The following is a 24,004-nucleotide window of genomic DNA, read 5'->3' on the forward strand; positions in this document are numbered from 1 at the left end:
GGAATTATAGTTCCAATTAGGTAAAATGAATCAATACGATATTGGACAAAGAAGGGGTCATTTATGAAAAAAGTATACCATGTTCTATTTAGACTCACGGCACTCATTGCCTGTCTATGGGCAACCTCCTTATCTGCAGAGGCACATGTGAAAAAATATCCAATCCTGTTCAACTCAGGGGATCCACCAGCATCTTCAGCGTAGATTCTTCAATCTGTATAGACTACGAAATGATTTTCAAGTCTAATAATCAAATAGCTTCCCCACTCAAAATCCTAACCATGGTACTACTTCCTTATTTCAGCGGAAAGATCCAACAACCCTTACCTTCTTTACAAAAGATTTAGCATAAGATCAGTTGAACTCATCAAAATCAACTATAAAATGGCAAACACTATTCTGAAGAATATATAGTGTTTTAAGCAGTGTATTAACCTCATATCAGCTTAACATTTATTATACAGTTAAAAATTACCATATTTATGACCGATATATTAATTATGGGATTATTGTAATCAATCCGTTTTAATTGGGAGGATTTTGAATGAGGACTTCATTAACCAAAAACATTAGTGTCTTTATTATATTTTTGCTATGTTATATGGTTTCCACTGCCAATGTAAACGCTGCGGAAACATTACAAAAACAGAGCAATGCTCAAAAAGGTGGTATAAAATTATTCAGTACAGCGGATGAGAAAGAATACGCTGAGCAAGAGTTGATTGTTAAGTTTAAATCTGTCCTTTCTAAGGGTCAACGAAAGCAAATCATCAACAGCATTAAAGGTAGTGAGCTATCCTTTTCTGATACTGGGAATTATTCTTTAGTCTCTGTATCAAAAAACACTGACCTCACCTCTATTGCCAAAAGGCTCTCTAAGCACAAATCTGTTCAATTGGTCGAGCCAAACATAATATACAAAGCGACCTATACACCAAAAGACAAACATTATAAGAAACAATGGCATTTACCAAAAATCAATATGCCAAAAGCATGGGATAAATCAAAAGGATCTTCTTCTATCATAGTAGCTGTTATTGATAATGGAATGCAGACAAATCATCCTGATCTAAAAGGGAAGATTACTAAACCAAAGAATATTGTACGCAACAACTCGACGGTAGTCTCAGCAGCTCATGGTACCCACGTAGCTGGTATCATTGCAGCTACTCAGAATACAATCGGTATATCAGGTGTAGCTCCTAAGGTTAAAATCATGCCTGTTCAAGTTTTTAATGGACAATATGCGGACGCTTATAGTATTGGAGAGGGCATTATTTATGCAGTCAATAATAGCGCAAAAGTATTAAATTTAAGCCTTGTCAGTTATTCTTACAGTTCATATATAGACAATGCAGTTGCTTATGCGCACTCAAAGGGCGCTATTATTATTGCAGCTGCAGGTAATGACAGCACCTCCTACACTTCTTATCCAGCTGCTTTAAATCATGTGTTGGCAGTTAGCTCCACTAATAAGAAAGATAGCGATTCATACTTTTCTAATTTTGGTAGCTACATAAATTATTCCGCTCCTGGTGAAGATATCTATTCTACCGTCAACGGCAGTTCTTATGCATATATGGATGGAACATCAATGGCGGCTCCTGTAGTAAGCGGAGTAGCTGCTCTAATGCTTTCTAAAAACCCTTGGTTATCACCAAATCATATAGAAAGTATTATAAATAAATCTGTCAAAGACCTCGGGAAGAAAGGCTGGGATTCTTTATATGGATATGGTCGAATTGATGCGAGTAAAGCAGTGTCAAATACACCTGGACAGTTATCAGCGATAACTGCCGGTACAAAGTTCACAGCTACCGGGAAAAATAAACACAACATCTCTGTAAGCGCATATGGCTCGTCAAAACTATCAATCTATGTAAAGGATTCAAAAGGAAAATTGGTTAGAAGCTTAGTCTCTAATAAACCGTGGAATTGGGGTAAATTATCCACATCATGGGACGGAAAGACAGGAACATACAGCTATGCCAAATCAGGAAAATATACAATCGTTGCAAGAGTGACTAGAGGCAGCAAAAACATATATAAAACCAAAACTGTGACAGTTAAGGATAATATAGCCCCAACAGTCACCAGTAAAGCTGTCAATTTTTCACACAAGGTTACTACGTCGATAAAAGTCCCATATGTACTTAACAAGGATTCAAAAGTGACTGTAAAAGTTTTGGATAGTACCGGGATAACAGTTAGAACAATTATGCAGAGCAAGACCATCAAAGGCGGCAAACAATCAATTACCTGGAATGGGAAAAACTCCAGTAACAAGCTAGTAAAGGATGGTAGCTATAAACTGTCATTCGAAACCGTCTCTCTTACGAAGGTCAAAGGAAAAACAGTAAAATCCAGTATTATAGTAGATACGACTATAAATGGTACTCTAAACAATATAGATTCCCCATTTAAAGCAACAGAGAACAATAAACAGAGTTCAACCTTTAAATCCAAAGAAAAACTATATATGACTGTTTCAGTTTTAAATAGTAAAGGATTAAAAGTAAAAACATTGGTTACTAACAAATTGTATAATCCTTCATCCATCCAACATAGTTGGGATGGAAAAGACGGTAAGAATCAATTGGTAGAAGGAAATTATGTATTTCAGTATGAAATAAAAGATCTCATCGGAAATAAAAAAACGATTAAAAGTAAAACGTTCAAACTTGAGGATCATCGCGCTAATTTTGTGGGTGGTAAAGGAACAAAGAATATCACTGGTAATGCCAATGTTGCTATTCCATATACACTCAATAAAGCTTCCAGTGTATCTATCAATATCTATAAAGGCTCAGCACTTGTCAAAACAATTTTAACAAATGAGAACCACAAGGCTGGCAGCTATGAATTCTCGTGGAATGGAACCAATTCCAGTGGTGAGTATATTGGAGATGGGGTTTATACCTACAAAATCAACGCAGTTGATAGTTATAAGAATAGCGCAACATACAGTGCAAATCTTAATGTAGATCGCCAGGTTATTAAAGTTGAGTATCCGAAGCAAGTGCAAAACAAATCTACAGACGGAACAGATATTGAAGTCTTCTATAAACTCTCTAATCCCGCTACCGTCACGGTTGAAATTTATGACGTATATGATTCTCTAGTTAAGACCATTAGAAAAAATGTAAAACAAGAGGCAGGAATTCAGAATTTCACGTGGGATGGAGTAAGTGATGATGGCAACTCTTATTGGTATTACGAACCTTTTACTTACGTTATCAAAGCTAAAACAGAGATAGGCAGAGAAACAATTGCCAGCGGCACTATTTTAAGTAACTATTATGAAGAATATCCAGAGTGGATTCAAAACAATAACGTAAATACTCATAGTAAAGGCATCGAAATAGGAACAAACTTATCAAAAGATACAGAGATGCAATTAACTGTCTATGATTATAATGAGTATAACTCCGGCAATCGGAGTAATTATTATGATCGGCAAACGTATTCATTCAAAACAGGGGAAAACACCTTGAATTATCTTATACCCGACAATCTCTTTGATGATTATACTTATGACTTAATATATTTATTGTCCTTTAAAGATGAACTGGGTAATATTTACGAATACGATTATAATGCTTGGTACTATAACTATTAATTTATAGAATCTTTATTAAACTATCTAAGATAACGGAATAATATCACGATTTTCTGGCTGCTCATGTAATCAGCACTCTCTTTTTATAGGTGATAAAAAACAGACATAAACGCCCTGGAAGGTGGTTTATGTCTGTTTTGTTTAATTAGGGATAGCTGTTTTTTCTTCCTACTAAAAAGGCATTAGATTCTGAATGAAAATGAGGTTATCCCCAAAATCTCAGATTACTAATGCCTTACTTTTATTTCACTGCTTCGATTAGCTTGCTTTGCTTTTCAATCGCTTGCTGTTTAAATTTCTTTCGCTCTTCATTGGACATAGCTTTATATTCTTTAAGGAACTTTTCATACTTTGGAACAACCTCTTCAATCGTTCCATAGTCTTTTAATTCTCCATATTCAAGCCATAGCGCTTTATTGCAAAAATCTTTAATTTGCTTAATGGAATGACTGACAAAGAAAATGGTTTTCCCACTATCCCTGAAGCTGTACATCTTATTTTTAGATTTCTCAGCGAATGCTTGGTCACCAACTGATAAAGCTTCATCGATAATTAAAATATCCGGATCCACTGTAACAGAAATCGCAAATCCCAGCCTGGATTTCATCCCACTTGAGTATTTTTTAACAGGTTGATCAATAAATTTTCCGATTTCGGCAAACTCAATAATATCTGGCTCAAGTTCTTTGATCTCTTTCTTGCTAAAACCTAGCATCAAACATTTCAGTTCAATATTCTCACGGCCTGTCAATTGATTATTCAATCCCGAAGCAATGGCAATTAAAGAAGTTTGCCCTATTGTTTCTACCGTGCCAGTTGTTGGCGGAATAATACCTGCAATAATATTGGACAATGTAGATTTACCTGATCCGTTGACACCAATTAAGCCAATGACATCACCTTTTTTTGCGGTGAAACTAATATTCTGTAGGGCATAGAAGTCTTCTCCACGGCCGCCCGGCAAAATAATATCTAGTAATTTATCAGTGGTTTTATTATGCATCCGGTATTTCTTATATACGTTCTTTACAATTACGGTTTCTTCCATTACATTCACTCCATTTTACAAATAATCTACAAAATGATTCCGGAATTTTAAATGAAGCGATGAACCAATCATTAATAAGACAATGGTCAGTCCCCAAAAATATAATGTGTAGTCAATATTCTCAATAAAATGCCAGGACTGGCCGAGTATAGACGCCCGATATCCTTCTACCAAATACGTTAATGGATTTGCTTTTATTAAATTTAATAATGGGCCGGGCAAATCAGGACTGTACCATATTAATGGCGTAATATAAAAAACCATCCTCATTATAGCTTGTACAAACATTTGTACGTCTCTGATGATCATAGCCAAGGTAGATGTAATTAGTGTTAATGCAACCATAAATACAACAGCACTTGCTATATAGTATGGCAGTTGCAAATAATATATCGATATCGGATACCCGTTAAATTGCATAATAACTAATACTGCAGCAAGGATCAACAAATGTTGATACAATTTCGAAAATATAACATACGTTGGTATGGTGCTCATTGGAAAGCTCATTTTTGCAATCATATTAATTCGCTTATGAATGGATTTGGTACCATCTAAAATGGCTGGATTGGCAAAAAACCAAAGACTGATACCAGAAATCATCCATAGAATAAATGGTACATCATCAATATCCTGCCCTCCACGAATCCCAATACCAAAAATAATCCAATACGTTGCTATTTGTATCATGGGATTAATAAATTCCCATGCAATTCCAAGGTAATTATTATTGTTATTGCTCTTCATTTCGAAAGCAGACAATCGGCGAATCAAATAGAAAGAGCTAATTTGTTCCTTTATAACAGTAAACATTGACTTCATAAATAGAATATCCTTCCCCATAATTTACAATCAACTTATATAGTATAGCGTATTTACTTGTGTCTTTCTATTTTATAGAGCCCTATGCTTAGATGAATAAACAGGGGGGTTATCAAATAAATAAGATATCAAATTTTCACTCGAATTTCCTTTAGAATACTTATTCCATTTTTGGGCAAATTCATCAATCTTATTCATATCAAACTGATCTTCTAAAATCAGATTTATAATCTCTTCGGTATCTTTCGCTATCGGCCCTGGCACTGTCTCTTCATAAGAAGCCCATAAACCTCTGTCTACCTTATAAGTTTCCAAATCATAAGGGAAGAATATCATTGGTTTTTTTAGCAATGCATATTCATAGATAACCGATGAATAATCCGTAATAAGATAGTCCGATATTAGCATAAGCTCTTTAATATCATGAATCCCAGAGGAATAGTCCACTACAAATCCAGGATACAACTTACTATATTCAGTATTTATTTCAATAGATGGGTGAAGACGCAATACAACAATATAGTCATCCCCAAGCTTTTCTTTCATTTTTTCCAATTCTAATTGTAAAGTTAACGCGTTAATGTCATGGTCTCTGTAGGTCGGTGCATATAATATAACCTTTTTATTCCACAGAAGCTCATTTCCCTGCTCAACCTGATTAAACACACGTTCTTTAAGGGCTGTATCATAAAAAAAGTCTGTTCTGGGAATACCCGTCCTAAGGATACTTTCTCCCTTCACATTAAAAGCATTGGTAAAAAACTTGGCCATGCTATCAGAACCAACCACTACTTTATTAAAACGGCTGCATCCTGTAAGAAAATTTGTCTTGGCTCTGCTTGTACAGCCTTTTATAGAGATCTCTTCTAGGCCGAATCGCTTAATTGATCCGGACGCATGCCATAATTGGATACACATTACCTCTTCTTTAAATTTAGTAGATGCTAAAAACTCATAATAATCATCAAACATGATGTATTTAGATGTCGCCAAATGGTAGAAGGAACGAATAAAATAAATTGGATTCCAGCTTTCTATAGGCAATGTGAAAGTATCCTCATATTTTAAAAACTGATTTATACTTTGACCTTTACATAAAAAAACAGCTTCGCACTTCACGTTATTTTTCCGCATTTCTTCATATACATACTGAGCATTATCGCCATAGGAAACTACGAAGGTTACTTTATCTTTAAGGGGTAACATTCCGCAAACAGAAAAAACAACCTTTACTATGAGCAAATAGAGCTCTATTAACCATTCTCTAACCATTATTCACCTGTCATGCACTAATTAATATTTTTGCCGTAAAAATCGGAGTGGGAGTAAATTTTAAACAAACTACTCTTTAGTTATCAAGCAACACTCTCCACCCACACGTATGACAAATATAGGCATATCACTATTACGGATCTTTATTCGATATGAAACAATGGATTACTTATTTATTAGTAAATAACTTTATATCCAATCTTCACTATATCGATCACACTGGGTGGCTGCTTTTTGTTCATCCATTCTTAACACGCTATTTTAAACGGACAGTCCCGGATACCGAACCACTATATTGTGCGCAAAATCTCCTATTTATTATATATCTCTGCTTAATAACTTTCAAATAACCTTTTTATTGTACTACATATCTAATCAGATTTCGTTAGTGAATACAAGGAAACATGGATTCACGCATATATAAAAGAGTGAATCCGATAAGCTTCAACAATGTCTCGTCATAGAATAGAATCTTCCATAATACACTTCCAGACTTGAATAAGGTTCATCTCTAAGATCTTTCTTAGAAACAATTGATTCTTATTGAGCGATTTAAACCCCGATTGAGCCAATTATGCAGGACTAGGCTAGCAACTTCTTTATTTATAAAATTCAATTAAGATCTTTCATAAAAAATTATCATTAACCAAATATAATTAATAGATTCCCATTCTACTTTAAATCATTTCACCTATAGCATTCCATATACTTCATTAAACTTCCAAACCCCTTTCTCTCACTACAAACTCCTCTAAAAAAGACTGTCCGAAAAAGCCACTAAGTGACTTATCGGACAGCCCATTTATCATAATTTCATTTATTTAATTCTCTTATTAGATAAGAACCTGACACCCAGCCAACCGTGCCATTTGATAGTTTAACCTTATACCAACCACCACTAGTAACCGGATTATTGCTTGAGTCTACCACAAGCTCGACATATTGATGATTTGACAGTGATCCCAATATAGCGCCCGCAGTACTCGCTGTTGCCCGTACATTCAGGGTACTCGAACCACTGACACTCACACGAGCTAAGTTTTTAACAGTCATATACTGATTATATTTACTTAGACTAACTGTATTTGTATAATATTTTTTTCCCTTATAGCTGACTGTCAACCAGTAATCATTCCATTTTTCCACTAGGTTAAATGTTTCACCTTCCTGAATCGTGGCTGCCACAGCCGCAGAGCTGATTGTCTCATTTTTTAGACTAATAGTTGAATTGGCAACAGCAATTGTACCTGCCGGGAATACATCCTTGCCAATTGGATAGCTCGGTTTATTTGGTACTATTGTATTTGGACTTTGGCTGACTGCCCCTTCCTGACTATAAGCTAAAATCTCGGACATATGGCTGGCAATCTTACTTCCCCAATTGGAATCACTGGCATAGTAAAAGTTCATTCCTTTACTTAAATCCTCAACCCGATTTCCATTAGTATTTTTAATGGTGTAACCAAGTGTTGCACCCTTGTACTTCCAGTTAGACGGATTTAAATAGGTGGCTTTCATTTCCTGTGCAATAAAGAAAATATTCTCATCAATAGTAGTAAATTTTACAGAACCTACAAATGGAGCAAGATCATAGGATCCAAAACCAAACAAATTATTTTTTGCCATAGAAATAGTTGATTTACCAAAATCACTTTCATGAATAGCATGTGCTGCTAAATACAGGGCATTTACACCATATTTATTGGCTGCAGTGATAAACACCGATCCTTTATTATAGAGGACACTGTTACTGGACGTTGCATTCTTCGCAATATAAGCATTGATTTGGGCAGCCGTAACAGAGGATTTCGTGCGTAAATCCAAATGTATATAGGAATTCTTATTGTTTTCATAAGAGTTCATTTTATCGTAGTTCGCTTTTGTAATTAAGTAATCGCCTGATACATAGCCTGTTACCCCACTATATGTTACCCGATACCAGCTATTACTGGTTCTATAGGTAGATTTCAATTGTGTATATTTAGGAATTAAACCAATCTTGGTAGATGATGTCGTATCAGAAGCACGGATATTCAAATCAGCAACCGGAAAATAGATTGTTTCAGTAATAGTAGAACCGCTCGGAGTGTTGCTTGAGGTACTACTATATACAACTAAATAAGTGCCGCTAACCCAACCATTTTGACCATCATAGCTCACTTTATACCAATCTCCTGATTTTGCTGTGGCCGTCACGATTGTATTTACAGGAATAGTGTCCAATTTTTCTCCGGAAGTGGACGCTGTCTTTCGTAAATTCAGATTGGCCGTCGTCTTATACTTTTTAGCTGTAATTGACGTGTCTGTTGATGATACCGTTTTCGAGAATTTAGCTATGTTGATATAACCCGTTTTTCCTCTATACGTTGTTTTATACCAATCCCCAATTCTATAAGTGGTTGTTATTTTAACTCCCTTAGGAATAGCAACCAATGTTCCATGTTTCTCCCCAGCAAAGGAATATAAATACGTCGCTTCTTTTGCCGTATAGGAAGTACTAGTAACCTTAGCTGCAGACACCTTACTTACAGACCCAGATTTAATGAAATAATTCTTCCCTTTATAGGAAACTCGATACCAGGTTTCTCCTATACTATTAACTACCTTTTGAGTAGATGTAAATATATTATTCTTTGGTATAGAATAGACCGCAGCTTTTTTTGTATTGGCAGCGCTATACAAGGAGCTTGTCGCATTCGTCTTATAGTAAGTGGTACTTGTAGTCGTAGTTTGATTGTATTCTTTTATATACGAACTGCTTACCCAGCCTGTTTTACCACTATAAGAGACCTTATACCATGAGCCTGATTTTGCCGTAGCCGTGATAATTTTATTCTTTGGTATAGTAAGGAGTCGAGTACCACTTGTTGATGCTTTTGACCTCATGTTTAAATTTGCTGTCGTTTTAAATTTAGTCGACTTAATCGAAACAGAGGCAGAGGAACTCGTTTTTTTAGTGACCTTGATATATTTTGAGCTTACATATCCTGTTTTCGTTCCATATTTTACTTTATACCAGCTGCCGCTCTTTGATAGATACGAGACCGTTTTCCCTTTTGGGATGGTCGTTAAGATGGCTGCACTGGTTGAAGCTGTTTTGCGTAAATTCAAATTAGCTTTCGTTGTGTATACTGATGTACTTGTTTGAGAAGCTGCTTTTAAATAACTAGAACTGACATATCCCGTTTTTGTTCCATATTTAACTTTAAACCAGCTGCCACTTTTCGATATGTATGTAACTTGTTTCCCTTTTGGAATCGTTGTAATAATTGATGCAGTTTTACTTGCGGACTTTCGCAAGTTTAAATTAGCTGTTGTCTTATAATATGTCTCCGCAGCTGCTTCTACTTTTACCTCCCAAAAACGATCCTTCAATCCAATTTCAGGTCCAAAAATCAGGCCAGAAGATAGAAGAACGGATGTTGCCATAACTCTAATTGGTTGTTTATACCTTTTATTCATTGAACTCTCCCTTTTTAGTAATTGAGACGCACCGTACTAAACTATTATTTAGATATGCATTTTTATTCTAATTCTCGTATAAGCATGCACCCCAATAATAGAATTACGAATAAGAGAGCGGTTTTCTATGGGTAAACACTGAATTAATTCATTCATTCATCAATTTTCTTGTAAAAATGCACACTTTCTTCATTAACATTTCATTCTTTTTCCATAAAATTTTTACATATTCGTACCTTTCATGTTTTTATCTGATGACCAACAAAAAGAGGCGGTTGATCATGCAACCGCCTCTTTTTCTTAAGCCTATTTATTTAACTCTCTGATTAAATAATCATCTGATGCCCAGCCAACTGTGCCATTTGATAGTTTAACCTTATACCAACCGCCACTAGTAACCAGATTATTACTTGAGTCTACCACAAGCTCGACATATTGATTGTTGGATAAAGATCCCACCTTAGCCGCTGCCGTACTAGCGGATGCGCGGACATTCAAGGTACTCGTACCACCAACACTTACACGGGCTAAATTTTTAACAGTTATATACTTATTATATGTGCTTAAGCTAACCGTATTTGTATAATATGTCCTGCCTTTATAACTAACTTTCAACCAGTAATCATTCCATTTTTCGAGTAGATTAAAGGTCTCACCCTTCTTAATTGTAGCGGCAACAGTCGCTGAGCTGCTTTTTGAGTTTCGTAGACTAATGGATGAATTGGCAACAGCAATCGTACCTGTCGGGAATACATCTTTCCCGCTTGGATAACTTGGTTTGGCTGGTATCGTCGTATTTGGACGTTGACTAACTGCCCCTTCCTTGCTATAAGCCAATATATTCGACATATGGGTGGCAATCCTTTTTCCCCAATCGGAGTCACTGGCATAGTAAAAGTTCATTCCTTTACTTAAATCAGTGATTCCATTTCCATTCGCATCCTTAATCGTATAGCCAAGCGTTGCGCCCTTGTACTTCCAGTTGGATGGATTTAAAAAGGAAGATTTCATTTCCTGTGCAATAAAGGCAATGTTCTCATCAATAGAAGCAAATTTGACGGAACCGACAAATGGCGTACTGTCATAGGATCCAAAACCAAACAAATTATTTTTCGCTAATGCGATTGTAGCTTTTCCATAGTTACTTTCATGAATAGCATGCGCTGCTAAATATAGGGCATTCACGCCATATTTATTGGCCGCTGTAATAAATGCCGAGCCTTTATTATAGAGGACACTATTAGTCGATGTTGCATGCTTTGCAATATAAGCATTAATTTGCGCTGCCGTCACAGAGGATTTTGTACGTAAATCCATATGTATATAGGAATTCTTATTATTTTCATAAGCCATCATTTTATCGTAATTCGCTTTTGTAATTAGGTAGTCTCCTGAGACATATCCTGTCACTCCGGCATATGTAATCCGATACCAGCCCTTGCTTGTTTTATAGGTAGATTTCACTTGAGTATATTTAGGGATTGAACCAACTTTAGCCGTTGTTGTCGAATCTGAGGCACGAATATTTAACTTAGCAATTGGAACGTATATGTTTTCCGTAACACTAGAACCGCTCGGGCTGCTGCTAGTATTGTTGCTTGAACTACTATACGCAGCCAAATACGTACCGCTGACCCAGCCTGTTTTACCATTGTAGCTCACTTTATACCAATCTCCCGATTTCGCAGTAGCTGTGACAATTGTATTTTTGGGTATTGTGTCTAATTTCTCTCCAGAAGTAGAAGCTGTCTTCCGTAAATTCAGATTGGCCGTCGTCTTAAACGTTGTAGCCGTAATAGACGTGCTAGATGATGTTACCGTTTTTGAAAATTTATCCATATTGATATACCCTGTTTTTCCACCATACGTTGTTTTATACCAATCTCCAATGCGATAACTGGTTACTATTTTAGCTCCCTTTGGAATAGAAACCAAAGTTCCGTGTTTTTCCCCAGCAAATGAATATAAGTAAGTATTTTGGTTTGCCGTATAGGAGGTACTTGTAACATTTGCTGCAGATACCTGACTTACTGATCCAGCTTTAATATAATAATTTTTCCCTTTAAAAGAAACTCGATACCAGGTTTCTCCTATACTATTGACTACTTTTTGGGTAGAAGAAAATATATTATTCTTAGGAATTGAATAAACAGCTGCTTTATTTGTATTGGCAGCACTATACAGGGAGCTTGTCGCATTCGTCTTATAGTAAGCAGTACTTGTCGTTGTAGTTTGATTGTACTCCTTTATATACGAGCCGCTGACCCAACCGGTCTGACCACTATAAGAGACCTTATACCACGAGCCGGATTTTGCTGTAGCTGTAATAACTTTATTCTCTGGTATAGTTAAGAGCCGACTGCTGCTCGTTGTGGCTTTAGACCTCATGTTTAAATAGGATGTAGTTTTATATTTAGTCGACTTAATCGTTGTTGACGCAGAAGTAGATGTACTTGTTTTGTTCGTAACCTTTATATAGCTGGAACTGACATAACCGGCTTTTGTTCCGTATTTCACCTTATACCAACTGCCGCTCTTCGATAGATACGAGACTGTTTTCCCCTTTGGGATGGTCGTTAAGATTACCGAACGGGTTGAAGCTGTTTTGCGTAAATTCAAATTGGCTGTCGTTGTATATACGGATGTACTTGTTGCCTGAGCGGTCGAACTCGATACAATATTCAGATAGCTGGGGCTGACATAGCCTGTCTTCGATCCATATTTCACCTTGTACCAGCTCCCACTTTTAGATATATATGTGACTTGTTTTCCTTTAGGAATGGTTATAATTATTTTTGCGGTTTTACTCGCTGTCTTTCTCAAATTCAGATTGGCTGTCGTCTTATAATATGTTCCAGCAGTTGCTTCAACTTTAGTTCCTGTAAAACTCTCATTGGGTTCAAGAGCAGGTCCAAAGATCAAACCAGTAGATAGAAGAACGGATGTTGCCATAACCTTAAGCGGTTGATTATACCTAATATTCATTGCATTGAAATCTCCCTCTTTAGTAAATAAGACACCGAACTAAATTACTATTTTTATATATCTTAATTTTCTTATATAGCTTTGAAATTATCAAATAATTTGCTAGATATAGAGATATCACAGAATCCAACTTCCGAGTTAATATTATGTTTAAATAATATTAAGACCAATCTCTCATTATTTATCACATTTATAGTTAAATACTTTCTATCCAATAGAGTCTTTAATAAAAAAAGGTTGTTGACCATGTCAACAACCTCTTTCTAAATCCTATTTATTTAATTCTCTTGCTAGATAAGAACCTGATACCCAGCCAACTGTGCCATTAGATAACTTAACCTTATACCATCCGCTACTAGTGATTGGATTATTGCTTGAATTAACCACAAGCTCGACATATTGATGGTTTTTTAAAGTTCCCACTGCAGTGGCCGTTGTGCTAGCTGATGCGCGGACATTCAACGTGCTGGCACCATTTACACGCGCTAAATTTTTAACAGTCATATACTTATTGTATGTGCTTAAGTTCACCGTATTTGTATAATACGTTTTGCCCTTATAACTAATTGTTAACCAATAATCATTCCATTTTTCCAATAGATTAAAGGTCTCACCTTTCTTAATTGTGGCAGCCACAGTCGCTGAACTGCTTTTCGTATTTCTTAGACTAATAGATGAATTGGCAACAGCGATCGTACCTGTCGGAAATACATCCTTCCCGGTTGGATAGCTTGGTTTAGCAGGTACCGCTGTATTTGGACTTTGGCTGACTGCCCCTTCATTGCCATAAGCAAGGATATTGGACATATGCTTGGCAATCTTATTTCCCCAATCAGAATCACTGGCATAGTAAAAATTCATTCCTTTACTTAAATCAGTAATTCGATTTCCATTCGCGTCTTTAATTGTATAGCCAAGTGTTGCACCCTTATACTTCCAGTTAGATGGATTTAAATAGGTTGATTTAATTTCCTGTGCGATAAAGGAAATATTGTCTTCAATAGAAGCAAATTTTACGGAACCCACAAATGGCGTAATGTCATAGGATCCAAAACCAAACAAATTATATTTAGCTTGAGCAATTGTAGATTTTCCATAGTTACTTTCATGAATGGCATGCGCTGCTAAATAAAGAGCATTCACACCGTATTTGTTAGCAGCTGTAATAAATGCCGATCCCTTATTGTATAGGACACTATTAGCCGATGTTGCATATTTTGCAATATAAGCATTAATTTGTTCAGCTGTTACGGAGGATTTTGTACGTAAATCCATATGCATATAGGAATTCTTATTAGCTTCATAAGAGTTCATTTTATCGTAATTCGCTTTTGTAATTAGGTAATCTCCTGATACAAAGCCTGTTACTCCACCGTATGTCACTCGGTACCAACCCTTACTTGTTTTGTAGGTAGATTTCACCTGTGTATATTTAGGGATTGAACCGATTTTAGCTGATGAAGTCGAATCGGAGGCACGGATATTCAATTCACTGATTGGCACATACGTTGCTTCAGTTATAGCAGAACCGCTTGGTAAATTTGTTTGATCACCGGTGTTATTATTACCAGTGTTACTTGTGTACTTTGTCAAATAAGCACCACTTACCCAGCCCTCATGGCCATTGTAGGTAACTTGATACCAATCGCCTGATTGTGCTGTAGCTGTGACAACCGTATTAACAGGTACTGTGTCCAGTATTCCACCAGTTGTAGAAGGTGTCTCACGTAAATTCACATTAGCCGTTGCTTTAAACTCCGTAGCCGTAAAAGATGGTGCTGTTGAAGTGACTGTTTTTGTGAATTTAGTCACATCAATATAACCTGTTTTTCCGCTATAGGATGTTTTATACCAATCACCAATTCGATAATTAGTGGTTATTTTAGCTCCCTCTGGAATAGTAATCAAAGTTCCGTGCGATGCTCCCGCAAAGGAATATAAGTAAGTCTTTTCTTTTGCCGTATAAGAAGTGCTCGTGACCTTAGCTGCTGTCACCTTACTTACTGAACCAGATTGAATATAATAGTCATTTCCTTTATAGGAAACTCGATACCAGGTTTCTCCTATACTATTCACGACCTGTTGCGTAGAAGTGAACACATTATTCTTTGGTATAGAATATATAGCTGCCTTATTTGTATTAGGAGCACTATACAAGGAACTTGCAGCCTTTGTATTATAGTAAGTTGTACTTGTCGTCGTTGTTTGATTATATTCTTGTAAATATGAACCGCTTACCCAACCGGTCTGACCACTGTAAGAGACCTTGTACCATGAGCCAGATTTTGCAGTAGCTGTGACAATTGTATTCGCCGGGATTGTAGTTAATTTCGCACCGGAAGTAGAAGCTGTCTTACGTAAAATCAAATTAGCCGTAACCTTAAATTTTGTAGCCTTAATCGAAGTTTCCGATGAAGTAACAGTCTTTGAGAATTTAGCTAAATTAATGTATCCTGTTTTTCCGCCATAGGATGTTTTATACCAATCACCAATTCGATAATCAGTGGTTATTTTAGCTCCCTCTGGGATAGTAACCAAAGCTTCGTGCGATGCTCCAGCAAAGGAATACAAGTAAGTCTTTTCTTTTGCCGTATAAGAAGTGCTCGTGATTTTAGCTTCCGTCACCTTACTTACTGACCCGGATTGAATATAATAGTTTTTCCCTTTATAAGAAACTCGATACCAGGTTTCTCCTATACTGTTCACGACCTGTTGTGTGGAAGTGAATACATTATTCTTCGGAATGGAATAAACAGCTTTTTTATTTGTATTAGGAGCACTATATAAGGAGCTTGCAGCCTTCGTATTATAGTAAGTTGTGCTTGTCGTTGAATACTGATTGTATTCTTTTAAATACGATCCGCTTACCCAACCGGTCTTACCACCGTAGGAAACCTTGTACCAAGAACCTGATTTTGCAGTAGCTGTGACAACTTTATTCTTTGGTATAGTCAGCAATAGCTCACCGCTCGTTGATGCTTGGGACCTCAAGCTTAGTTTGTCGGTCGTTTTAAATTTAGTAGACTTGATCGTTGTGGAAGCAGTAGCTGAGGACGTTGTCTTTTTTGTGACTTTTATATATTTAGAGCTAACATATCCCGTTTTTGATGCATATTTTACCTTAAACCAGCTGCCGCTTTTAGATATATACGTGACTGTTTTCCCTTTTGGGATGGTCAATAACGTGGCTGAACTGGTTGATGCCTGTTTACGCAAACGTAAATTGTCTGTTGTTGTGTATACAGAAGTACTTGTTGTGGATGCAGAAGATGATACGGTTGTACTCGTCACTTTTTTCAAATACTTAGAGCTGACATATCCCGTTTTTGTTCCATATTTCACCTTATACCAACTGCCGCTTTTTGATATGTACGTGACCTGTTTTCCTTTTGGGATTGTTGTGATTTTTTGCGCCTTTGCACTAGCCGACTTTCTCATATTCAGATTGTCGGTCGTTTTATAATATATTTCAGCCGCTTCGACTACTTGTATACCCGTAATACTAGCTGCTGGTCCAATACCGCTTCCCAAAACCAAGCTAGTAGATAAAAGAACGGATGTTGCCATGACCTTGAATGGCTTGTTGCTTTTACTCATTAAGATTCTCCTTTTGAAATTAAATATCGAACAAAATATTATTCTAAAAAAATAATAATTTTGTTTATATCTCCATATATAAACAAAATTATATTTCGAATCACATAGTTTATTATTATATTAAACTAATTTTTACATTTACGAAATTGTAACTTAATGGTAACTAAAAGAATTAAAAAAAATGATTACTGAACATACCAGCAATCATCTTTTAAAAAAATTATTTACTTTTTTTATTTAAATCGATTTCAATATAAGATTTGGAAGCCCAATATTCCTTACCTTCAAACTTTACCTTATAAAAATTGTTTTCCAGAATCGGCTTTTTTGTTTTGTCTAAAACCAATTCGATATATTGATAATCTTTAAAACTACCAATTCTAGTAGAGCCAACTTCAGCCTTTTTCCTTACATTCAGATCATCTGTTTTAATATGGGCTAGATTTAAAACCGTCATATACTCATTATATTTGCTTAAACTGACCGCATTTGTATAGTAAGTATTTTCGCCGTATTTCACTTCCAGCCAATAGTCATTCCATTTTCTCAAGAGGTTAAATTCAGCACCTTTTTTGATGGTTGCTGCTACTTTTTTGGTGTCTCCCTTTTCGCTATATAGCTTAATATTGGTATTCGCTACTGCTTTTGTACCTGCAGGAAAACTGTCATATGTGTTTGGCCTAGCTGGTTTCGTTGGAACAGATTCATCAGCCTTTCCGTTCCTCGCTCCTTCCTTGTTGTAGGCAAGGATTCCGGACATATGTCTGGCAATTCCCTCTCCCCACTTGGGGTCACTGGCATAGTAAAAGTTCATGCCCTTACTCATACTGTCTACTCTGGCACCATTGATATTTTTTACGGTATATCCGAGATAGGCGCCATTATATCTCCATTCACCTGGATTTAAGTAGGTAGCCTTTAATTCTTTGGCGATATAGTCGATATTAGCTTCAATCGATGAAAACTTAACAGCTCCTACATAAGGGGCCAGATCATAGGCCCCGAAGCCAAATAAATTCTTTTTACCCATTGAAATAACAGAGGTACCATAGGCGCTTTCATGGATGGCATGGGCTGCCAGATACAAGGCATTCACACCATTTCTTTCAGCTGCATCTATAATGGCTTCGCCCTTACCCTTTAGAGCACTACTTTTACCAATGTTTTTGGCTCCTTTATCTATATAGTTATTAATTTGCGTATCTTTTACCGAGGACTTAGTACGCAAATCCATAAATAGATAGGAACTTTTATTTTCCTCTTGCTTCACTAGATCATTAAACCTTTTCATCTCTGCTTCCGTAATTAAGTACGTCCCCGGCACATAGCCTTTTTTGCCGCCATAAGTTACTTCATACCAGCCGTTATTTGTTCGATACACACTGGAAATGGCTGTCCCGCCAGAAATCTTTCCAATCTTTTTAGAACTCGTGTCATTTGACATATAGTAGTCAGCACCTGTTGTGAACAATACATAAGTACTCTTATCAATCACCTTTCCTGCCGGCCGATTAGGAACAGATTCCGGAATTGGAACTGGCTTTGTCACTGGTATTGGCGCCGGTTTTGGTGCTGGTGCTGGAGTTGGCATCGTTACCGTTGCCGTATATTTAGCAAATTTACTGATATCGATATAGCCTGTCTTCCCTTTATAGGTGACCTTATACCAGTTGCCCACGCGATAATTCGTTTTCACGACTGTATTTTTATTTACAGTCAGCAGGCTGCCATGCGTAGCTCCTGTTGATTTATATAAGAAAGTGTTCGACTTTGCTTGATAGCTTGTCTCAGTCAGCTTAGCAGGAGTTACCTTACTAACCAAGCTGGAAATGACATAATAATTCTTGCCTTTGTAAGATACTCGATACCAGGTTTCTCCTTTGCTATTTACGATTCTTTGGGTAGATGTAAATACATTATTAGTAGGAATTGAGTATACCTTTGCTTTTTTGGTATCTGGTGTGGAATGTAACGAACTTGTTTTTTTAGTAGATAAATAGGCTGTCTGCGTTGTTGTATATTGATAGTATTCTTTCATATAGGAGCCGCTGACCCATCCGGACTTTGATCCATACTTCACCTTATACCAGCCGCCATACTTTTCGGTTGAAGATAGGATTTTGTTCTTTGGAATCGTAACTAGGACTTTCCCTTTTGATGAATAGGTGGAGCGCATATTCAATTTGGCTGTTGTTTTAAATTTGGTTGCTGCTATTTTTGTTGTTTTGACCGTTTTTGTGGTTTTTGTAGTTGTCTTTTTAATATATTTTGAACTTACATAACCGGTCTTGGATTTATAGCTTACTTTATACCAGCTGCCTGACTTCGACTTATAGGCAACCGTTTTGCCTTTCGGTATAGTGAGCAGAACATTTCCTTTAGTAGATGCACTCTTCCTCAAATTCACGTTGGCAGTTGTTTTATAATTGGTTGCTGCAGCTGCCTCTACTCGAGTGCTGCCTATACCTGTAGCTTCTTTAACCGATTCCCCCGCTGTAAATCCTGCAGATATAAGAAGCATCGTACTAACAACAATGGTCGAAAATCTATTTCGCTTATCCAATAGGACATCCCCCTTTACTCATATATTTATCCAATTCAAACATTATCGATATTCTTCTATTTCGCTTCCTATAGCTAAGTTAATAAAAGTCTGAAATCCTAATACTCTATGTATCGGTCAACCTTCATATTTTTTTAGTAATCAACTTAAATTTGATACTCCTAACGACCTAAAAAACTTTAAAATTATGTCATTTTATGTGCCTTAGAGAGGGCATGGTCTTAAGCAGGCTTAACTTGACAGTGACTACCCCGACTAAAGAAAACTCAACTAATAACTAAAAAAAAACGTAATTGTAGCAGCCTAATTTACACAACATTGTTGTTAGGCCTCTACAATTACGTTTACGTTCATAGCAGGTTTATTTTTTTATGAAAGAAAGTAGTCTTTTCCTCAATTTTGAAGTCGTTTTAAAAGAAATATTACTCTTGTCCGTTTTATATAAATCCATATAGAGTCCATATGAATAAAGGGAAGTAGATTTAAAATCCGGAATCATTGTCTCTCCAATACGTACACTTTGCTTTTGAACCTCTTCGTAAAAATCATATATTTGGTTGACTTCCACAAAATGCTTCCACGGTAAAGTTAATGTGGTTTCATCCTCACTCTTATGAAAATAAATTTTTTCTTTAGTTGCTCTATTTTCAAGATATACATTAGAGGAAGATTTTCTTTCGTCCCCTTTTTGTATAGAAAGACTAATACCGTCTTGATTCACATCTATATGATTGATCGTAAGATTCGTAGTTAAGTAAGACAAATTATGAAATTTAGTAAAAAATAATTTTCTTCTACCCTTATTCTCCTGATTCGAATGCTGTTCATTCAGCATCTTCTTATTAATCCGGAATCTTTCCTCTTTACCATCATAGTTAAAAACAAGATAAACATCGTACAGCGCCGTTTCTGAACCACTATTTATTTTCACATCCGCACTGAATGAATTACCCTCTTCCCCAATTAAATCGAAATAGAGCTGATCATCCACATCAATCCGGGATATAAATGCCAACTGAGCAGAATCAATGTTAAATAATTCAGGAACCTTAATATTTGAAAAAACAATCCGATCATCTTTAGACGCAATAGAATCCATCTTAATGAATTGAGTCAATAATACTTTAATAAGAAATAACTCATCAGGTATCCGGTAGTTTTCATCTCTGAATAACGGGAGACTCCAATAATACTTTCCGTCTTCTTCAATGATTGGCCCTTCTTTTTCAGACTCTAAAAATTGAATTAATGCATCTGTTAAATCATTTAATATCAAATAGATGTACAGGTTTTTGATGATGCCTAAATCATTCTTAAATACACCCGGAATTTCTAATAATAAATGTTTTATTTCTTTTAAATAGGCTGATTTAAATTCTTCATCCACCAAAATGCCACTGATTGGGAAAAATAATCGGTCTATATTTCGCTTTAAGAACTTATTTTTCAAATCCTGATCATTAAATTTATTAAAATAGTCGATTTGGTAATTTAGAGAAGTAATCCGATCCTGGAAGTTATGAATATCATTTTTTAACTGTGTAATAGACTTTGCTTCAGCATCTTCTTCTCTTTTCCTCCATAGATAAACAACATCCTTAATAATGGCAATCTTTTTAGCATATAAATAAGCTTTATGAACCATCGGACGATCCGCATACAACATTCCCGGCGGCATCAGGCAATCATGATCGAACAATAATGCACGTTTATAGATCTTATTCCAATAGAATCCATCATAAAAGATATCCGGAAATTCACGGACATTATCTATGATTCTTTCTTCTAACCAAACATCGCGCTCTTTCTTATAGATGATTTCCTTTTGGGCACCGCCAACCAGAACATTGGCTTTACCAATCACAATATCGGCATCTGTTTCAATCGCTTTTTTATACAATTTCTCATAGGCATCGAGTGGGACAATATCATCTGAATCCATAATGGTGACGTATTTTGAGGCTGTTAATTTCAGTCCATTATTCCCGGCAATAGCGCCCCCCGTATTCTTTTGATTTAAGACCCGGATATTCGGGTAATTACGTTCATATTCCTCAAGAATCAGTAAACTATTATCCGGGCTCTCATCATTTACCAAAATAATTTCAATATCTTTCAAGGTTTGATTGACCAATGAATCAATACAATCTCTTAAATATTGTTCCGTATTATAAACAAGCACTACTACACTTAACTTATAATCTCCCATTATGCCATTTCACCCACTTCATATTGAATAATAGTACAAATCTGCTCTACATCACTTAGATGCAAATCTGTATACATAGGCAGACACAATACCCGGCTGCTAATATCTCTTGCGACTGGGGTATCAATGGATGAACCTTCATAGCAAGCAAAATCATTGCATAGTGGATAAAAATATTTACGCGTCATTACTCGATACTCTTGAAGAACTTGATGCAATTGATCACGTTGTTTATTTGATTTTAGGAGAATTGGAAGATAAGGAAAATTCGCCTTAGTATTTTGTAAAGTTGGCAATACAGTAATCGAATCGTTACCTTCAAATCTCTTAATATAGGCTTCATGAATACTTTGTCTTTTGGCAATCGCCTCTTCGATCAGTTCCAGATTACAAAGTCCCATAGCTGCCTGAAATTCATTCATTTTAGCATTGGTTCCAATATAATCTACATCCTCAACAGAAGTAATTCCAAAGTTTTTTAATGAACGGAACTTCGCTTCAAGTTTGCTATCTGAAAAAGTCAGGATTCCGCCTTCAATGGAATGGAAGACCTTTGTTGCATGCATACTGAACATGGAAATATCACCATATTCTCCGATACCTTTCCCGTTCAGCTCGACGCCAAATGCATGGGCAGCATCATAAATGACCTTTAAATCATGTTTTTTGGCAATTGCCTCGATAGCTTCTACATCACAAGGTGTCCCAAACACATGTACAGCGATGATAGCAGATGTCTTTTCGTTAATGTGTTTTTCAATCTCGGATGGATTAATGTTATAAGTCATCGGATCCACATCGCAAAATACAGGTTTCAGCCCGCAATTGGAAATAGCATGAACGGTTGATGCAAAGGTAAAAGGAGTCGTAATCACTTCTCCTTTTAAATCCATTGCCTTAATCGCAACCTCGAGAGCAAGATGTCCATTCGTAAATAATTGGAGGTGATCAACCATTAAAAATTCCCTTAATTGCTCTCGGAATTTTTCATGTAATGGTCCATCATTCGTAAGCCATTTAGAATCCCATATTGGTTTAATAGCATTTACATAATCAGTGAAATCGGGCAAAATAGGCTGAGTGACTGTCACTGGATTTGGAAATATCCATTCGTTCTTCATTTAATTTCTCCAATCTATTAGACTTTCAAGAGCATCAACATCAAAAACAGGAATACCGTGTTTTTCTTTGATTTCCTTCCTTTCAGCATAGGAATCGTCTATAAAGATTGCAGTTTTCTCCATCTGTATGTAAGTATGCTTCTCTTCATCCTTCTTGATATGAATGATTTCCTTAAATATAGATGGATCAATTTTTAATGCTGTCAAAGTCTCCATTATTTGATGAATATGTTTTGTAATCAATATCAGCTCAATATCTTTTGAAACACATTGATAAATAAACATCATAATATACGGGTTGATTTTTTCGTTTAACGTTATCGTGTCATCAAAATCGATATACACACAGTCATAGGATATATTCAGTTTAAATCGATTAATAAGCGCTCGGTCCACTTCAATTTCGAAATCATTTTCGATAATATCTACATCGAAATTCATACGGTCAAACAAGCTTAATAAAGGAAAATTAACGCCTTTATTACGATAAAGACTCATAGTACCTGCTACACGTGGAGCAATCTCCAATAATTTAAACGATCCATCCTTAGCTTCTTTCACCTGGAAGAACCACATTCCGCGCAAGTTCATTTTCGCATTAATTCTGCGGGCAATTTCTTCGACTTGTTTTTTTATTTTCAGGGACATGGAGTTCACGCTGATTCCACTTTTAATACGATGGCGTTCTCTCATACCCGTAAAACGCAATTCACCATGGCGGTCTGTGAAACAATCAACGGTGTATTCTTTTCCAGGCAAGTATTCAAGAGTTAATAACCCTTCATTTTTGCTCAAATGAAACTCAAGCTCTTCAGAATTCTTTGCCATAGCAATCCCTTGAGAGCCTTGACCAACATCAGGTTTCAGGAATACAGGAAACTCCTTAACCTCCGATGGATTTTGAAACATTTCAGGGATAAAATCATCTCCCTGGAAATGAAGATACGTTTTCTCCTTCGAACGGCAGAGTTCACATGTTTCCTGTACAGATGTAATCACATCTGCACCAAGCTTCTCGCTTACCTGAGCAAGCTTAAGCACAGCGCTGTCATGCGCAGGGAAGATATAATCAATCTCGTATTCTTCAATGACTTCGTTGATGGCCTTCAAGAAAGACTCGCTATCAATATGCGGAAGGCCTTCAATATAGTTGCGATATACATATTTTCCGTGATCGGCGACACTCGAAGCACCATACAGAGTAAACCCTTTTACATATTTCAAAGCATTATGAATTTCAAGCCCAATTTCTGATCCACATGGAAATACTAATATATTCTTTTTCAATACGTTCACACCTTCGATA

The 24,004-nt window shown here is 36.2% G+C and carries 11 protein-coding genes and 1 pseudogene; 2 read left to right on the top strand and 10 right to left on the bottom strand.

Annotation, left to right across the window (positions count from 1 at the left end; translation table 11 throughout):
* Positions 1-63: 63 nt before the first annotated feature.
* On the top strand, positions 64-204 hold the full coding sequence (locus tag AC4D4A_RS05465) for a hypothetical protein (protein WP_490994953.1): 141 nt from the start codon (positions 64-66) through the stop codon (positions 202-204).
* A gap of 340 nt (positions 205-544) precedes the next feature.
* Positions 545-3,619: a S8 family serine peptidase gene (locus tag AC4D4A_RS05470; protein ID WP_490994954.1), complete on the top strand. Its 3,075-nt coding sequence runs from the start codon at positions 545-547 to the stop codon at positions 3,617-3,619.
* 265 nt (positions 3,620-3,884) lie between these two features.
* Here AC4D4A_RS05470 and tagH read toward each other — a convergent pair.
* From tagH to AC4D4A_RS05520, 10 genes and pseudogenes are all read right to left on the bottom strand, one after another.
* Positions 3,885-4,667 (bottom strand): annotated as a pseudogene (tagH, locus tag AC4D4A_RS05475) (teichoic acids export ABC transporter ATP-binding subunit TagH); the annotation flags it as partial.
* A 15-nt stretch (positions 4,668-4,682) separates the two neighbouring features.
* Positions 4,683-5,489: an ABC transporter permease gene (locus AC4D4A_RS05480; protein WP_490994955.1), complete on the bottom strand. Its 807-nt coding sequence runs from the start codon at positions 5,487-5,489 to the stop codon at positions 4,683-4,685.
* A 72-nt stretch (positions 5,490-5,561) separates the two neighbouring features.
* Positions 5,562-6,761, bottom strand: a complete 1,200-nt coding sequence (locus AC4D4A_RS05485) for a CDP-glycerol glycerophosphotransferase family protein (RefSeq protein WP_490994956.1) — start codon at positions 6,759-6,761, stop codon at positions 5,562-5,564.
* Between the two features lie 813 nt (positions 6,762-7,574).
* Positions 7,575-10,223 (bottom strand): SH3 domain-containing protein, encoded by a 2,649-nt coding sequence (locus AC4D4A_RS05490; RefSeq protein ID WP_490994957.1) that lies wholly within the window; start codon positions 10,221-10,223, stop codon positions 7,575-7,577.
* 306 nt (positions 10,224-10,529) lie between these two features.
* Positions 10,530-13,208: an SH3 domain-containing protein gene (locus tag AC4D4A_RS05495; RefSeq protein WP_490994958.1), complete on the bottom strand. Its 2,679-nt coding sequence runs from the start codon at positions 13,206-13,208 to the stop codon at positions 10,530-10,532.
* Between the two features lie 270 nt (positions 13,209-13,478).
* On the bottom strand, positions 13,479-16,805 hold the full coding sequence (locus AC4D4A_RS05500) for an SH3 domain-containing protein (protein WP_490994959.1): 3,327 nt from the start codon (positions 16,803-16,805) through the stop codon (positions 13,479-13,481).
* 220 nt (positions 16,806-17,025) lie between these two features.
* The gene (locus AC4D4A_RS05505; RefSeq protein ID WP_490994960.1) at positions 17,026-19,368 is read right to left on the bottom strand and encodes an SH3 domain-containing protein; all 2,343 of its coding nucleotides are present in this window, start codon (positions 19,366-19,368) and stop codon (positions 17,026-17,028) included.
* Between the two features lie 361 nt (positions 19,369-19,729).
* Complete coding sequence (locus AC4D4A_RS05510) at positions 19,730-21,577, bottom strand: glycosyltransferase family 2 protein (RefSeq protein ID WP_490994961.1); 1,848 nt, start codon at positions 21,575-21,577, stop codon at positions 19,730-19,732.
* Positions 21,577-22,698, bottom strand: a complete 1,122-nt coding sequence (locus AC4D4A_RS05515; RefSeq protein ID WP_490994962.1) for a DegT/DnrJ/EryC1/StrS family aminotransferase — start codon at positions 22,696-22,698, stop codon at positions 21,577-21,579. Before AC4D4A_RS05515 ends, AC4D4A_RS05510 begins: the two co-directional genes overlap by 1 nt.
* Positions 22,699-23,985, bottom strand: a complete 1,287-nt coding sequence (locus AC4D4A_RS05520; protein WP_490994963.1) for an ATP-grasp domain-containing protein — start codon at positions 23,983-23,985, stop codon at positions 22,699-22,701.
* Between the last annotated feature and the right edge of the window lie 19 nt (positions 23,986-24,004).

The sequence above is a fragment of the Pradoshia sp. Z5_111 genome (assembly GCF_058267535.1).

What these genes read in the sequence shown, in the direction of transcription:
- AC4D4A_RS05490 (WP_490994957.1), bottom strand. Translation starts at nt 10,223, where the DNA reads ATGAATAAAAGGTATAAACAACCAATTAGAGTTATGGCAACATCCGTT.
- AC4D4A_RS05485 (WP_490994956.1), bottom strand. Translation starts at nt 6,761, where the DNA reads ATGGTTAGAGAATGGTTAATAGAGCTCTATTTGCTCATAGTAAAGGTT.
- AC4D4A_RS05500 (WP_490994959.1), bottom strand. Translation starts at nt 16,805, where the DNA reads ATGAGTAAAAGCAACAAGCCATTCAAGGTCATGGCAACATCCGTTCTT.
- AC4D4A_RS05465 (WP_490994953.1), top strand. Translation starts at nt 64, where the DNA reads ATGAAAAAAGTATACCATGTTCTATTTAGACTCACGGCACTCATTGCC.
- AC4D4A_RS05515 (WP_490994962.1), bottom strand. Translation starts at nt 22,698, where the DNA reads ATGAAGAACGAATGGATATTTCCAAATCCAGTGACAGTCACTCAGCCT.
- AC4D4A_RS05470 (WP_490994954.1), top strand. Translation starts at nt 545, where the DNA reads ATGAGGACTTCATTAACCAAAAACATTAGTGTCTTTATTATATTTTTG.
- AC4D4A_RS05480 (WP_490994955.1), bottom strand. Translation starts at nt 5,489, where the DNA reads ATGAAGTCAATGTTTACTGTTATAAAGGAACAAATTAGCTCTTTCTAT.
- AC4D4A_RS05495 (WP_490994958.1), bottom strand. Translation starts at nt 13,208, where the DNA reads ATGAATATTAGGTATAATCAACCGCTTAAGGTTATGGCAACATCCGTT.
- AC4D4A_RS05510 (WP_490994961.1), bottom strand. Translation starts at nt 21,577, where the DNA reads ATGGGAGATTATAAGTTAAGTGTAGTAGTGCTTGTTTATAATACGGAA.